Annotated in this window: 13 protein-coding genes; all 13 read left to right on the plus strand. The window is 38.9% G+C overall.

From position 1 onward, the window contains the following. Positions 1 to 151 precede the first annotated feature (151 nt). The 13 genes from GY23_RS02280 to mutS all read left to right on the plus strand — a co-directional run bounded on the left by GY23_RS02280 (position 152) and on the right by mutS (position 14,202). Positions 152 to 949, plus strand: coding sequence for a DUF3388 domain-containing protein (locus GY23_RS02280; RefSeq protein WP_075617585.1), 798 nt, complete (start codon positions 152 to 154; stop codon positions 947 to 949). A gap of 16 nt (positions 950 to 965) precedes the next feature. After that, positions 966 to 1,832 (plus strand): helix-turn-helix domain-containing protein, encoded by an 867-nt coding sequence (locus tag GY23_RS02285; RefSeq protein WP_075617586.1) that lies wholly within the window; start codon positions 966 to 968, stop codon positions 1,830 to 1,832. Positions 1,833 to 1,884: 52 nt separating this feature from the next. Beyond that, entirely contained in the window at positions 1,885 to 2,463 is a 579-nt protein-coding gene (pgsA, locus tag GY23_RS02290; protein WP_075617587.1) for a CDP-diacylglycerol--glycerol-3-phosphate 3-phosphatidyltransferase, read from the plus strand. 14 nt (positions 2,464 to 2,477) lie between these two features. Next, positions 2,478 to 3,740: a competence/damage-inducible protein A gene (locus GY23_RS02295; protein WP_075617588.1), complete on the plus strand. Its 1,263-nt coding sequence runs from the start codon at positions 2,478 to 2,480 to the stop codon at positions 3,738 to 3,740. 246 nt (positions 3,741 to 3,986) lie between these two features. Further along, positions 3,987 to 5,045, plus strand: a complete 1,059-nt coding sequence (recA, locus tag GY23_RS02300) for a recombinase RecA (RefSeq protein ID WP_075617589.1) — start codon at positions 3,987 to 3,989, stop codon at positions 5,043 to 5,045. 352 nt (positions 5,046 to 5,397) lie between these two features. Beyond that, the gene (gene rny / locus GY23_RS02305) at positions 5,398 to 6,951 is read left to right on the plus strand and encodes a ribonuclease Y (RefSeq protein ID WP_075617590.1); all 1,554 of its coding nucleotides are present in this window, start codon (positions 5,398 to 5,400) and stop codon (positions 6,949 to 6,951) included. A gap of 53 nt (positions 6,952 to 7,004) precedes the next feature. After that, on the plus strand, positions 7,005 to 7,802 hold the full coding sequence (locus GY23_RS02310) for a TIGR00282 family metallophosphoesterase (RefSeq protein ID WP_075618211.1): 798 nt from the start codon (positions 7,005 to 7,007) through the stop codon (positions 7,800 to 7,802). Between the two features lie 87 nt (positions 7,803 to 7,889). Further along, the gene (locus GY23_RS02315; protein WP_075617591.1) at positions 7,890 to 8,159 is read left to right on the plus strand and encodes a stage V sporulation protein S; all 270 of its coding nucleotides are present in this window, start codon (positions 7,890 to 7,892) and stop codon (positions 8,157 to 8,159) included. A gap of 172 nt (positions 8,160 to 8,331) precedes the next feature. Next, positions 8,332 to 8,475: a hypothetical protein gene (locus GY23_RS19000; RefSeq protein WP_425434959.1), complete on the plus strand. Its 144-nt coding sequence runs from the start codon at positions 8,332 to 8,334 to the stop codon at positions 8,473 to 8,475. Between the two features lie 202 nt (positions 8,476 to 8,677). Then, positions 8,678 to 10,216, plus strand: coding sequence for a tRNA (N6-isopentenyl adenosine(37)-C2)-methylthiotransferase MiaB (gene miaB / locus GY23_RS02325; protein ID WP_075617592.1), 1,539 nt, complete (start codon positions 8,678 to 8,680; stop codon positions 10,214 to 10,216). Beyond that, positions 10,213 to 10,644, plus strand: coding sequence for a YlbF/YmcA family competence regulator (locus GY23_RS02330; protein WP_075617593.1), 432 nt, complete (start codon positions 10,213 to 10,215; stop codon positions 10,642 to 10,644). The genes miaB and GY23_RS02330 overlap by 4 nt, the downstream gene beginning before the upstream one ends. Positions 10,645 to 10,866: 222 nt before the next feature. Next, positions 10,867 to 11,412 (plus strand): outer spore coat protein CotE, encoded by a 546-nt coding sequence (cotE, locus tag GY23_RS02335; RefSeq protein ID WP_425434954.1) that lies wholly within the window; start codon positions 10,867 to 10,869, stop codon positions 11,410 to 11,412. A 201-nt stretch (positions 11,413 to 11,613) separates the two neighbouring features. Next, a complete protein-coding gene (gene mutS, locus GY23_RS02340) occupies positions 11,614 to 14,202 on the plus strand; it encodes a DNA mismatch repair protein MutS (protein WP_075617595.1) in 2,589 nt (862 codons plus the stop codon). Positions 14,203 to 14,207 lie beyond the last annotated feature (5 nt).

Genomic DNA, 14,207 nt, shown 5'->3' on the forward strand with positions numbered 1-14,207 from the left:
TTTTTCCTTTTCTTACGTAAGCAAATCAGCTATGATAGAACCTAGAACTGTTTAAGTGTCTTATATTTCAAACAAACTAGTTATAGGTATATTTTGCTTTGCTTTTACAATTGACTTGCTGTCATAAATGATAGTTGGAAAGGTGTTACTTATGCGCGAATGGTATTTTGAATACGAAATACAAATAAACCGGCCAGGATTGCTCGGAGATATTGCATCCTTACTTGGAATGCTCCGTGTTAACATTGTAACAATTAATGGTGTGGATCAAGGAAGACGAGGTATGCTACTTCGTGCAGAAAATGATGAGCAACTTGAACGTTTTGAGTTAATTGTTTCTACCATGGAAACGATTAAAGTCACCAAATTTAGAGAGCCAAAGTTACGTGACATTTTAGCGATTAGACACGGACGATACATACAAAGAGATGCGGACGATCGAAAAACATTTCGATTTGACCGCGATGAACTTGGTCTTCTTGTTGATTTCATGGCTGAATTATTTAAGCAAGAAGGACACAAGTTAATAGGGATTCGGGGAATGCCACGTGTTGGGAAAACAGAATCAGTCGTCGCTGCAAGTGTCAGTGCAAATAAAAAATGGATATTTTTATCTTCGACGATGATTAAACAAACAGTCCGCAATCAACTAGCAGGTGACGAATATAGCGATAATAATATCTTTATATTAGATGGAATTGTCACGAGACAATCGACTGATGAACGTCATTTGCAACTTGTGAGAGAGATGATGCGTCTACCTTCAATAAAGGTTGTCGAACATCCGGATATGTTCATTAAACATTCCGAATATACAATTGAAGATTTTGATTACATTATTGAATTGCGACATGATCCAGATGAAGTAATTACGTATGAAATGATGGAAAAAAACCATATGATGTCTGAAAGAGGTAGTTTAGATGGCTTCGGTGGTTTTAATTTTTAACAGGCAGGTGTTTTAGTTGACTGAATTAGGAACTCGTCTTAAAGAGGCGCGAGCGGCGAAAGGATATAGTTTAGACGACTTACAAGAAATCACAAAAATTCAAAAGCGTTATCTGGCCGGCATTGAAGATGGGAACTATAGCATGATGCCAGGGCCGTTCTATGTACGGGCCTTCATTAAGCAATATGCAGATGCAGTGGGATTAAGTTCAGATGAATTATTGGAGTCCTATAAACAAGAATTACCTTCTTCATCTAATGAAGAATTGCAACAAACGATGACTTCAGCACCTTCTAGACGTAGACCCATCTCCAAATCATCGAATCGCTTAGCAGAAGTGTTGCCAATGATTATGGTGGCATTATTTATTATTATAGCTATTGTGATTTTCTGGTACTTTTATCAAAACTTAGCTAAAAACAATAATCAACCAGACACGAATGCAGGTGATGAAACTTCATTAGAACAACAAGATAACGTAGGTGAAAAACCTACAGAAGAAGTAACTGAAAAAGAGCCAGTTGTAGAACCAGAACCCGTCGAAGAAGAACCTGAGCCAACACAAACAATTGAAGTTGGTGCAAGTGAAGGTGAGACAACGAATTATACACTCTCTGGTACGGATACATTTTCTTTAAAACTTGTCGCTCGGGGTACATCATGGGTTGCGGTAAGAGACCAGACAGGCGTGGAACCGTTAGCACGAGAATTAGTAGCGGGTGAAACTGTTACACTGGATTTAAGTGATGTAGAAACTGCACGTATTCGAGTAGGTGCTTCATCTCAAGTTGATGTATTTGTGAACGATGAAAAAGTGGAATATGGAAAACCAACGTCACAGCTAGTTACACAAAATATGATGATTCAATTTTCAAAACAGTAATAGTCATCTCTTAAAAGATGGCTATTTTCTTTGAATCGGAAGGAGAAATAGTATGAATATACCTAATCGAATTACGGTTTCACGAGTCATTATGATTCCGATATTTGTTATTTTTATGCTCGTTGATTTTGGATGGGGAAAAGTTTCTTTTTTAGGAGCAAACATTTTAGTGGGACATTTAATTGGGGCGATTATTTTTATTGTCGCATCAGTGACAGACTTTATTGATGGCTATTACGCACGTAAACATAACTTAGTAACGAATTTAGGCAAGTTTTTAGATCCACTTGCGGACAAGTTATTAGTTTCTGCAGCTCTAATTATCTTAGTTCAACTAGATTTAGCACCTGCTTGGGTTGTTATTGTGATCATTAGCCGTGAGTTTGCTGTGACTGGGCTTCGGTTGATTTTAGCAGAGGGTGGCGAAGTGGTCGCTGCAAAACAATTAGGTAAAATTAAGATGTGGACTCAGATTATTGCCATTTCAGCTCTTCTTCTTGATAATATCGTGTTTGAATTATTCTCGATTCCATTTGCTTTAATTATGTTGTATGTGTCAATGTTCTTTACAGTTTGGTCTGGATGGGATTATTTCTATGCAAACCGACGTGTCTTGCTTGATTCAAAATAGGAGCGTGATTGAAAATGAATGCTGAAATTATTGCTGTAGGTTCTGAGTTATTACTTGGTCAAATTACCAATACAAACGCACGTTATATTTCCAGTCAATTAGCTGAACTCGGAATTGATGTATATTACCACACAGTTGTCGGTGACAATGCCGGCCGTTTGAAACAAGCAATTGAACTGGCGGAATCTCGGGCTGAGTTGATTATTTTTTCGGGCGGACTTGGACCAACAAAAGATGATTTAACAAAGGAAACAGTTGCCAAACATGTCGGTAAAGCGCTCGTTATGGATCAAACCGCACTAGCGTCAATTGAAGCATTCTTTCAACGTGCGAATCGGACTATGACGGAAAATAACAAAAAACAAGCCCTTGTATTAGATGGCTGTGAAGTATTGACGAATAACCATGGCATGGCACCGGGCATGTTTTATACACACGGAAATCATGTGTATATCCTTCTCCCTGGACCACCTAAAGAAATGGAACCGATGTTTCAATTTGAAGCTAAACCTGTATTGGCTCGATGGTTAAATCAAGGTGAGGTCATTCAATCGCATGTATTGCGTTTTTATGGCATTGGTGAAGCAGAACTTGAAACGAAAATTATGGATTTATTAGATAATCAAACGAATCCGACGATTGCACCGTTAGCTTCAGATGGAGAAGTTACTTTGCGAATTACTGCAAAAACATCTTCCGAAGCAGAAGCAGTTCGATTGATTCGAGAAACAGAACAACAGTTAATGTCTCGTGTAGGAGATTTTTTATATGGGTATAATGATGATTCTCTTGCTTCAAGTGCAGCACGCCTGCTAATCGATCAAGGTTTAACGATTGCAGCTGCAGAAAGCTTAACTGCAGGACTGTTTCAATCAGAACTTGCAGCGATTCCTGGAGTAAGTAAAACTTTAATTGGTGGAATGGTTACATACACAGAAGATGCGAAAGTGAACCAACTTGGTTTGGAGAGAGAAGTCATCGATGAGTTTGGCGTAGTCAGTGCAGAATGTGCAACGGCTATGGCACAAAAAGTAAAATCCATGTTTCAATCGGATATTGGCGTTGCTTTAACTGGTGCAGCCGGTCCAAGTGGTCATGGCAATGAACCCGCGGGGAGTGTTTGGATCGCAATCGTATTACCGAATAATCAGGTTGTCACGCATCAATTGCATTTAAGTGATATGCGTAATACGAACCGTCTACGTGCAGTAAAGAGAACGCTCCATTATTTAATCCAACTGTTATCTCATCAAACGTTGAATAACAATGTAATATAGTACTAGAAAGTGATGGCAAATGTCATACACTGGTTTGGAATTATTCGACTAGTTAAGCTAAAATAAAATTTTAAGGGCTTAAAATGGCCGAAAATAGAGATTTGGACCGTTATTTAGGTTCAAATCTTTATTTTGGATTAATTTTAACCGAATAAACGTTCGCTTTTTTCTTGTATATTTCTCATAAACCAAGTATAGTAGAGACAGAAGTTAAATTTGAGTTTGAAATTAAAGGAGGAACCATTCTTGAGTGATCGTAAAGCCGCCTTAGATATGGCGTTAAAACAAATTGAGAAACAATTCGGTAAAGGTTCAATCATGAAACTTGGAGAAAAAACTGATCGTGAAATCTTAACGACTTCTAGTGGTTCTATTGCACTTGATGTAGCACTTGGTGTAGGTGGATACCCACGAGGACGAATTATTGAAATATATGGTCCAGAAAGTTCTGGTAAAACAACTGTTGCCCTACATGCGATTGCAGAAGCACAAGCAGCTGGCGGTCAAGCAGCATTTATCGATGCTGAGCATGCATTGGATCCTGTCTATGCACAAAATCTAGGCGTAAACATTGATGAGTTATTATTATCACAACCTGATACCGGTGAACAAGCATTGGAAATTTGTGAAGCACTTGTACGAAGTGGCGCTGTAGATATCGTTGTAATTGACTCTGTTGCTGCACTTGTACCAAAAGCCGAGATTGAAGGTGAAATGGGAGATTCTCACATAGGACTTCAAGCTCGTTTAATGTCACAAGCGCTACGTAAACTATCTGGTGCGATCAGCAAATCAAAAACGACAGCTATTTTCATTAACCAAATTCGTGAAAAAGTTGGTGTAATGTTTGGTAATCCAGAAGTAACACCTGGTGGGCGTGCACTAAAATTCTATGCATCAGTGCGTTTAGAAGTACGTCGTGCGGAAGCCATCAAATCGGGAAATGAGTTCATGGGTAACAAAACGAAAATCAAAGTCGTTAAGAACAAAGTTGCACCTCCATTCCGTACGGCTGAAGTGGATGTCATGTATGGACAAGGAATATCCCGCGAAGGTGAAATCGTCGATTTAGGCGCGGAAATGGATATCGTTAATAAGAGTGGCTCATGGTATGCTTACAACGATGATCGTATAGGTCAAGGTCGTGAAAATGCGAAACAATATCTTAAGGATCATCCAGATACTAAAAATGAAATTTTACAAAAAATCAGAGCGGCTTATGGCATGATGGCAACAGCCTATACAATTGCTGCTCATGATGAAGAAGACGATGAAGAGTTTGAATTATTACTAGACGAAAAATAAGATTAGCATAATAGTCTACCGTGTATTTCGGTAGGCTATTTTTCTTTAGTGAGAAAGTTAGAGTAAGATTTAAATAAGTCAAATCAAAGTTCGACTATGTCCCTCCCACATTATCTGGCTTTTGGCCCTCTAGCAAAAGCTAATTTTCAATTAGCTCTTTCAAAGCCGAAAGTGAGTGATAGTGGAGGTTCTCTTTTCTTCTGAAGCATCTGTGAATCCTTGACAGAGTATTTTTACATCTATACAATTAAACTTGTATAATCTCTCGAATTAATACCAATTGGCAGTATAGAGGGTTACTCCGTATATGAGCCGACTGAACATGAATGAAATAGCAAGAGGAGGTGTTCAAATGTATGAAATTATCTCCGCTTTGCTTGGTCTTATCGTCGGTGCCGCTGTTAGCTATTATGTAATTAAGAATGTGAATGATTCAAAAGTGACTGGTGCGAAGCAGTCAGCTGTTCTCATCGTTGATGAGGCGAAGCGTGAAGCGGAAGCTCTTAAAAAAGAAGCATTACTAGAAGCGAAAGATGAAATTCACAAATTGAGATCTGAAGCAGAATCTGACATCCGTGAACGCCGATTTGAACTGCAAAAACAGGAAAATCGGTACTTACAAAGAGAAGAAAACCTTGATCGTAAGGATGATGCTCTAAACAAAAGAGAAGCGGGTCTAGAGCGTAAAGATGACGCTCTGACTGAGAGACAACAGCAAATCGAACAGATGGAAAGCAGAGTGACTGAGTTAGTAGCAAAACAACAAACAGAACTTGAACGCATTTCTGCATTAACACGAGAAGAAGCGAAAGGCATTATTCTACATCAAATAGAAAATGAATTAGCAACCGACATTGCAGTAATGACAAAAGAATCTGAAACACGAGCAAAAGAAGAGTCAGATAAAAAAGCCCGTGAAATCTTATCTTTAGCTATACAACGATTTGCAGCAGACCATGTAGCGGAGACAACTGTATCAGTTGTGAACTTACCTAATGATGAAATGAAGGGCCGCATCATTGGTCGTGAAGGTCGAAACATTCGAACGCTTGAGACATTAACAGGAATTGATTTGATTATCGATGATACTCCTGAGGCTGTCATTCTTTCTGGATTTGATCCAATTCGTCGTGAAACAGCTCGCTTGGCACTTGAAAAATTAGTGCAAGATGGTCGTATTCACCCAGCGCGTATTGAAGAAATGGTTGAAAAATCAAGACGTGAAGTAGATGAGCAAATTCGTGAAATCGGCGAACAAACTACTTTTGATGTTGGCATTCACAACCTCCATCCAGATTTAATCAAAATCATGGGCCGCATGCGTTATCGTACAAGTTATGGACAAAACGTCTTAAAACACTCGAAAGAAGTGGCCTTCCTAGCTGGATTACTAGCAGCAGAACTTGGCGAGGATGTAACTCTTGCAAAACGTGCGGGCTTACTGCATGATATCGGAAAAGCAATCGATCACGAAGTGGAAGGTAGCCATGTCGAAATCGGTGTGGAACTTGCAACGAAGTATAAAGAGCATCCCGTCGTTATTAATAGTATTGCTTCTCACCACGGTGACACTGAAGCAACATCAGTTATTGCAGTATTAGTGGCAGCAGCCGATGCATTATCAGCAGCTCGTCCAGGTGCACGTAGTGAAACATTGGAAAATTACATTCGTCGTTTAGAGAAATTAGAAGAAATTTCAGAATCTTACGATGGTGTTGAAAAATCATTCGCAATTCAAGCAGGCCGTGAAATTCGCATAATGGTTCGTCCAGAACAAATTGATGATATTACGGCACATCGTTTAGCACGAGACATCCGTAAGCGGATTGAACAAGAACTCGATTATCCGGGTCATATAAAAGTAACAGTTATACGTGAAACACGTGCAGTTGAATATGCAAAATAAAAAAGGGCTTCATATGAAGCCCTTTTTTATTGGTTGAGAAAGTAGGAATGACAATGAAAGTATTATTTATTGGTGACATCGTAGGTTCAATTGGTCGAGATACTGTAGAAGACTATTTACCGCGATTAAAGAGAAAATATCAACCGGATGTGATCATTGCAAATGGAGAAAATGCCGCATCTGGTCGTGGGATTACTAAAAAGATCTTTCAAGAATTACTGTACATGGGTGTTGATGTTGTAACCATGGGAAACCACACATGGGATCAAAAGGAAATTTTCGATTTTATTGATGATACGGATTATTTAATTCGTCCAGCAAACTTTTCAGAAGATGCACCAGGTAAAGGTATGACCACCGTTACTAAAGGTGGTCACACGTTATCGGTTATAAATCTACATGGACGTACATTCTTGCCACCACATGATGATCCATTTAAAAAAGCGACGGAACTTGTAAATGAAGCAAAACAACAATCTCCTCTAATTTTTGTGGATTTCCATGCAGAGGCAACGAGTGAGAAAATTGCAATGGGTTGGCACTTAGATGGGCAAGTCTCCACTGTTGTCGGGACTCATACACATGTTCAAACAGCAGATGCACGCATTTTTCCAAATGGCACTGCATTCATCACTGATGTGGGGATGACTGGGCCATATGATGGTGTATTAGGTATGAAAAAAGAAGATGTATTGTACCGATTCCAAACAAATATGCCAGCACGCTTTGAAGTACCAAAGTCTGGCCGTTCTGTACTTAGTGCATTTTTCGTTGAACTTGATAACCAAACTGGAAAAGCCATATCTTTTGAACGAATTTATATTAACGAAGATTATCCTTTTCAAGGTTAATTCCTTCTATCTTTCTATGAACTTGCATACAGTGATTTAAGGACAGCGAAAGCGTCCAACGGTCAGCAAGAACAAGGAGGAATAGTAGTGGAAGCATTAAAAGTATCTTCAAAATCTAATCCAAATTCAGTGGCAGGAGCATTAGTTGCCGTCATCCGCGAAAAAGGGTATGCGGAAATGCAAGCAGTTGGAGCAGGAGCACTAAATCAAGCGGTAAAAGCAGTTGCAATTGCACGTGGCTTTGTCGCACCGAGTGGAACTGACTTAATTTGTTCACCGGCATTCACAGACATCGTAATTTCTGGAGAAGACCGAACTGCAATTAAATTGTTAGTAGAAAAACGTACTCGAGGTTAATTAGACAGACCCAATCTCAAAAAAGAGATTGGGCTTTTTCATGTTTTCTTATAGAAAGTAAAAAGTATAGTAGTAGCTGCGATTAACCAGAAAGGCTATTCGTTCATCAACGCCATTTAACAAAATATATGCGTACGAATGGTTTAAAGATCATATAACAAAACTGTCCAATATCGAAGCATATGATCCAACAAATCGCGAGGAAGCAATGGCTCCGTTGATGGAACATGAAAGCCTAGTAACTGGAATCATATACAGAAGAACGGACAACCTTCCTTTGAAATACAGCTTCAAGGTTTTGCCGAGACACATCTAAGTGCAGAAGAATTGATGATGAGCAATTGTGATTTTGATAAACTAATAAAAGAATTTATGTGAGCAGGAAACAGCCGGTATAAAATCGGGAAATTTTTTGTCGAAAAGACAACAATTCAGTCGAGCACCTTGTAGGGTCTGGTAAGGTTTCAGTATAATAGAAGAATGTAGTTTTCGTTTTATGTAATGAGAGGGGTATCGTCATGAATGAAGAACAGCGTTTACAAAACTCGCAAGTGAAACCACTGCAGAAACCTGAAAAAGATTATAGCCAGTATTTCCAGTCTGTTTATGTGCAGCCATCCTTAAAAGATGCAAAGAAACGTGGAAAAGAAGAAATCACGTATCATAAAGATTTTGTTATTGACCCTGTGTTGTTAGGAATGGGAAAAGGACGTAAATTCTTTATTCGTACATTCGGCTGTCAAATGAATGAACATGATACGGAAGTAATGGCTGGGATTTTCCTGCAACTTGGATATACCCCTACTGAAAACGTACAAGAGGCCAATGTCATTTTACTCAATACATGTGCGATCCGCGAAAATGCTGAAAACAAAGTGTTTGGAGAACTTGGACATTATAAAAAATTGAAACGTGACAATCCAGACGTCTTAATTGGCGTTTGTGGGTGCATGTCTCAAGAGGAATCTGTTGTCAAAAAAATCTTAAAAACTTATAATCAAGTCGACATGATTTTTGGTACCCACAATATCCATCGTTTGCCACAACTTTTAAATGAAGCATATCTGTCAAAAGAAATGGTCATTGAAGTGTGGTCAAAAGAAGGCGATGTCATTGAGAGCTTGCCAAAAGTACGTCGAGGAGAAATCAAAGCGTGGGTTAACATTATGTATGGCTGCGATAAGTTCTGTACCTATTGTATCGTGCCTTATACACGAGGCAAAGAACGAAGCCGGAGACCTGAAGACATCATTCAGGAAGTAAGACAATTAGCCGCACAAGGATATAAAGAAGTTACATTACTCGGGCAAAACGTAAATGCTTACGGAAAAGATTTTGAAGACCTTTCCTATCGTCTGGGTGATCTAATGGAGGCTCTGCGTCAAATCGATATTCCACGTATTCGATTTACTACAAGTCATCCACGAGATTTCGATGATCATCTAATTGAAGTACTTGCAAAACGAGGTAACTTAGTAGAACATATACATTTACCTGTCCAATCGGGTTCAACAAGTATGTTGAAACTAATGGCACGTAAATACAGTCGTGAACAATATATGGATTTGGTAAGAAAAATTAAAGAGGCGTTGCCTGATGCCGCTTTAACAACGGATATCATCGTTGGTTTCCCAAATGAAACAGATGAGCAGTTTGAAGAGACGATGTCTTTATATAGAGAAGTCGGCTTTGAGCATGCATTTACGTATATCTATTCACCTCGTGAGGGTACACCAGCTGCTAAAATGGAAGATAATGTTCCACTTGAAGTGAAAAAAGAACGATTACAACGATTAAACAATCTTGTAAATGAGTTCTCGGCAGCTACCATGCAGAACTACCAAGATCAACTTGTGGAAGTATTGGTCGAAGGTGAAAGTAGGAAAAACCCTGAAGTTCTTGCAGGATATACAAGAACGAATAAACTTGTTAACTTTGCGGGTTCAACCGATTTAGCTGGAAAACTGGCAATCGTTAAAATAACAAAAACAAAAACATGGTCACTAGAAGGCGAACTAATTGAAGTTCTTTCTGGCCAAGAAGTGGGTGTCTTATGACAACGATTTATACAAAAGATGAAATTATAGCAAAAGCACGTGAAATCGCGGATATGATCGCGAATACGGAAGAAGTGGATTTCTTTAAACGTGCAGAAGCACAAATAAATGAAAACCAAAAAATTCGTGAAAAGATTGCTAGTTTAAAAAGCTTGCAAAAACAGGCGGTTAATTTCCAACAATACGGCAAAGAAAAAGCATTAAAATTAATTGAAGACAAAATCGAGAAAATTGAAGTAGAAATTGACGAGATTCCGATTGTACAAGAGTTTAAACAATCGCAAGGGGATGTAAATGATTTACTTCAGTTAGTGTCGAACACGATTGCCAACAATGTAACAAATCAAATCATTGAATCAACAGAAGGCGATTTACTTCGTGGAGAAACTGGTTCAAGAGTACAAAATAGCAAACCAGGCAGCTGTTAATACCGAGAATGAAAAAATGTTTCCTCGAAGATGAGGGAACATTTTTTCTTTTTGGATTGTACACATGGCAAGTACGCATTTGAATTTCCCCTCTTTTGTGAGCAAAAATTTACGATTCATCTGTTTCGTTTGTCGGAGTCTGGCTTCCATGTCGAATTGTACATTTCCTTTCACCTAATGGGCACAGCCTGCATATGATGAAAAGGAAATGAACGAAGGAGGATGGCTTTGAAATATGTCCGTCAAATCGTGACGAAAGCAGTCGTGGCGAAAGGGAAAAAGAGAGCTGAAGCATGTGAAACATTACGTCCACCAAATAACCCTTCAAGTATTTTAGGGTGCTGGGTTATCAATCACACACATCAAGCGAAGAAGCAAGGTAGATTTGTAGAAGTGACAGGTAAGTATGATATCAATGTGTGGTATGCCCACCACGATCATTGCAAAACATCTGTATTCTCGGAGACGGTAGCATATAGAGAGAGAATTAAATTGCACTACCGAGATGATGACGAGATTCATGGTGTGGAAGAAGTACATGTTCAGGTTTTCCAACAACCCAATTGTACAGAGGCTGTTATTACTTCAGACGGTGAACAATTTAAAGTAACGGTAGAGAGAGAATTGCACGCAGAAGTGGTTGGGGAAACAACAATTTGTATCCAAGTTCAACCACTTGAATACGAAGAAGAATGGTCATTTAAAGACGAAAGTTCATCTTCATCTACGTCTTCATTTGATGAATCTAGAGAATCATCTTCGTTTTAGAAAGCCGGGATAGGAAATCCGGCTTTTTTTTTCTGTCATTTTGTTATAATAGCAGTAAAGCATTTTATCTAACAGTAGGCTGTGATGGATATCCGCTGTTTTAAGTGGTTGAAGGACAACAAATAGTATATGGATACCATTTGTCAGTGGGGGGTGTAACCCTCACTGAACGGGTACCTATTATTCGAAAGAGGTATCAATATGACAAGCTATACACCCATGATTCAACAATACTTGAAAGTGAAATCAGAGTATACAGACGCTTTCTTGTTTTTTCGATTAGGCGATTTTTATGAACTATTTTTTGAAGATGCGGTTAATGCATCCCAAATTCTTGAAATCACGTTGACGAGTCGCGATGGGGGAAGTTCAGAGCGCATCCCAATGTGCGGAGTTCCTCACCACGCGGCTCAAAATTATATCGAAACGCTTATACAAAAAGGTTATCGAGTAGCAATTTGTGAGCAAACAGAGGATCCTAAACAAGCCAAAGGAGTTGTCAAACGTGAAGTTGTTCGTTTAATCACTCCTGGTACAATTATTGAAGGGAAAAATATGGACGGTAAAAGTAATCATTTTATTGCTTCAGCGGAGGAAATAGACGAAAATCGATATGCCTATGCTTATCTGGATTTATCGACAGGCGAAGGAACGAGTGTCATATTAACAGGAACGGAAAAGAACTTGATGCAAGAATTGCAAACATTGGCAATCCGAGAACTTGTGGTGCCAGAGCAATTATATGTTCTTTTATCAGATTTAGCAGAATCTCAGTCCATCTTGTTGTCGATTGAAAAAACAGAGCTTGAGTCACATGCAAAAGATACATTTGTCGAACAAATCCCAATGGAAGTCCATGCCGTTTGTCACCGTCTTATAAATTACTTACATCGGACACAAAAACGGTCACTTGATCACATTCAACCGTTTCAATTCCAAGAACGTGAAGAACTTTTGACGATTGATTACCATTCGAAACGAAATTTAGAACTTATTCAGTCCATTCGTGGCGGAGATCAAAAAGGATCTTTATATTGGCTACTTGATGAAACCATGACTGCGATGGGCGGTCGGAAATTAAAGCAATGGTTGCACCAACCACTCGCAAATCGAATGAAAATAGAACAACGGCTTGGAATCGTTACCGAATTGCTTGAAGCCTATTTCATCCGTGCAGATATCAGAGAAAGTTTAAAAGAAGTGTATGACTTAGAACGATTAATCGGTCGTATCTCTTTTGGGACAGCAAGTGGTCGAGATTTAAGTCAACTAAGACAATCACTACTCCAAGTTCCATTAATTAAAGCTCAATTATTAGGTAGTGCCAAACCAGCTTTAGCTGAAAGCGCCAATCAATTGGACGAGTGTGTAGAATTACTAGATTTGTTAGCACGGGCTATTGCCGATCATCCTCCACTATCTGTCAAAGAAGGAGACATAATTCGTGACGGCTTTCATGAGCGATTGGACGAATTACGTGATGCAAAGAAAAACGGTAAAGAATGGATTGCAGCACTAGAACAAAAAGAACGTCAACGTACTGGTATAAAAGGGCTTAAAATCGGTTACAATCGCATCTTTGGATACTTTATTGAGATTACAAAATCGAATATCCATTTAGCTGATTTAACCCGTTATGAGCGTAAACAAACACTTGCGAATGCAGAACGCTATATCACGGATGAACTAAAGGAAAAAGAGTCTTTGATCTTAACGGCGGAAGAAGAGAGTTTGGCACTTGAATATTCATTATTTGTTGATATCCGTGAACAAGTGAAGCAATACATTCCTCAAGTGCAACAACTTGCTGCAAAAGTTAGCGAACTGGATGTATTCACGAGTTTTGCAGAAGTTTCGGATCAATATCGATTAACAAAACCAACGTTTCATGATGGCCGTGAGCTTAGTATATTAAACGGACGACACCCCGTTGTTGAAAAAATGATGAACAAACAACATTATGTACCAAACGATTGTGAACTCACAAATAAAGAAAATATGTTGTTAATCACAGGACCTAACATGTCAGGGAAAAGTACATTTATGCGCCAAGTGGCGATTACCGTCATAATGGGGCAAATGGGTTGCTATGTCCCTGCGGAAGAGGCTGTACTGCCCGTAACGGATCAAATCTTCACGCGAATTGGAGCTGCAGATGATTTAGCAGCTGGACAAAGTACGTTTATGGTCGAAATGCTCGAATCAACCTATGCCATTACACATGCGACGGAACGTAGCTTGTTACTATTTGATGAAATTGGGCGTGGTACGTCTACTTATGATGGCATGGCACTTGCGCAAGCCATGATGGAATACATTCATACTGAAATTCGGGCTAACACTTTATTTTCAACACATTATCACGAACTGACACATTTAGAAACTCAATTAGATAGGCTTCGAAATGTACATGTTGCTGCCGTCGAACAAAGCGGGAAAGTAGTCTTCTTACATAAAGTGAAAAGTGGACCAGCAGATAAAAGCTATGGGATTCATGTGGCAGAGCTAGCAAAGCTACCAGAATCGATTCTCGTGAGAGCACGTGATATTTTAAGTGAACTAGAAGCCGATAAAGTACTAGAAAGTAATGGAAACAGTTCGTCAGTAAACGAACAATTAACGTTTTTTCATGAATCAACATTGGAACCAGAACAACAACATGAAAAAATTGCTAAAGATCCATTGAATCATGATGTGTTAACTTTAATACGAGAGATTGATATATCAGGTACTACACCAATGAAAGCCCTCCAACTATTATATGAATTGCAACAAAAAATAGGAAAATAAAAAGA

It is taken from the genome of Paenisporosarcina indica (assembly GCF_001939075.1).
GTDB lineage: Bacteria > Bacillota > Bacilli > Bacillales_A > Planococcaceae > Paenisporosarcina > Paenisporosarcina indica.

What these genes read in the sequence shown, in the direction of transcription:
- mutS (WP_075617595.1), top strand. Translation starts at nt 11,614, where the DNA reads ATGACAAGCTATACACCCATGATTCAACAATACTTGAAAGTGAAATCA.
- GY23_RS02310 (WP_075618211.1), top strand. Translation starts at nt 7,005, where the DNA reads ATGAAAGTATTATTTATTGGTGACATCGTAGGTTCAATTGGTCGAGAT.
- GY23_RS02330 (WP_075617593.1), top strand. Translation starts at nt 10,213, where the DNA reads ATGACAACGATTTATACAAAAGATGAAATTATAGCAAAAGCACGTGAA.
- GY23_RS02280 (WP_075617585.1), top strand. Translation starts at nt 152, where the DNA reads ATGCGCGAATGGTATTTTGAATACGAAATACAAATAAACCGGCCAGGA.
- rny (WP_075617590.1), top strand. Translation starts at nt 5,398, where the DNA reads ATGTATGAAATTATCTCCGCTTTGCTTGGTCTTATCGTCGGTGCCGCT.
- cotE (WP_425434954.1), top strand. Translation starts at nt 10,867, where the DNA reads ATGGCTTTGAAATATGTCCGTCAAATCGTGACGAAAGCAGTCGTGGCG.
- miaB (WP_075617592.1), top strand. Translation starts at nt 8,678, where the DNA reads ATGAATGAAGAACAGCGTTTACAAAACTCGCAAGTGAAACCACTGCAG.
- pgsA (WP_075617587.1), top strand. Translation starts at nt 1,885, where the DNA reads ATGAATATACCTAATCGAATTACGGTTTCACGAGTCATTATGATTCCG.
- GY23_RS02295 (WP_075617588.1), top strand. Translation starts at nt 2,478, where the DNA reads ATGAATGCTGAAATTATTGCTGTAGGTTCTGAGTTATTACTTGGTCAA.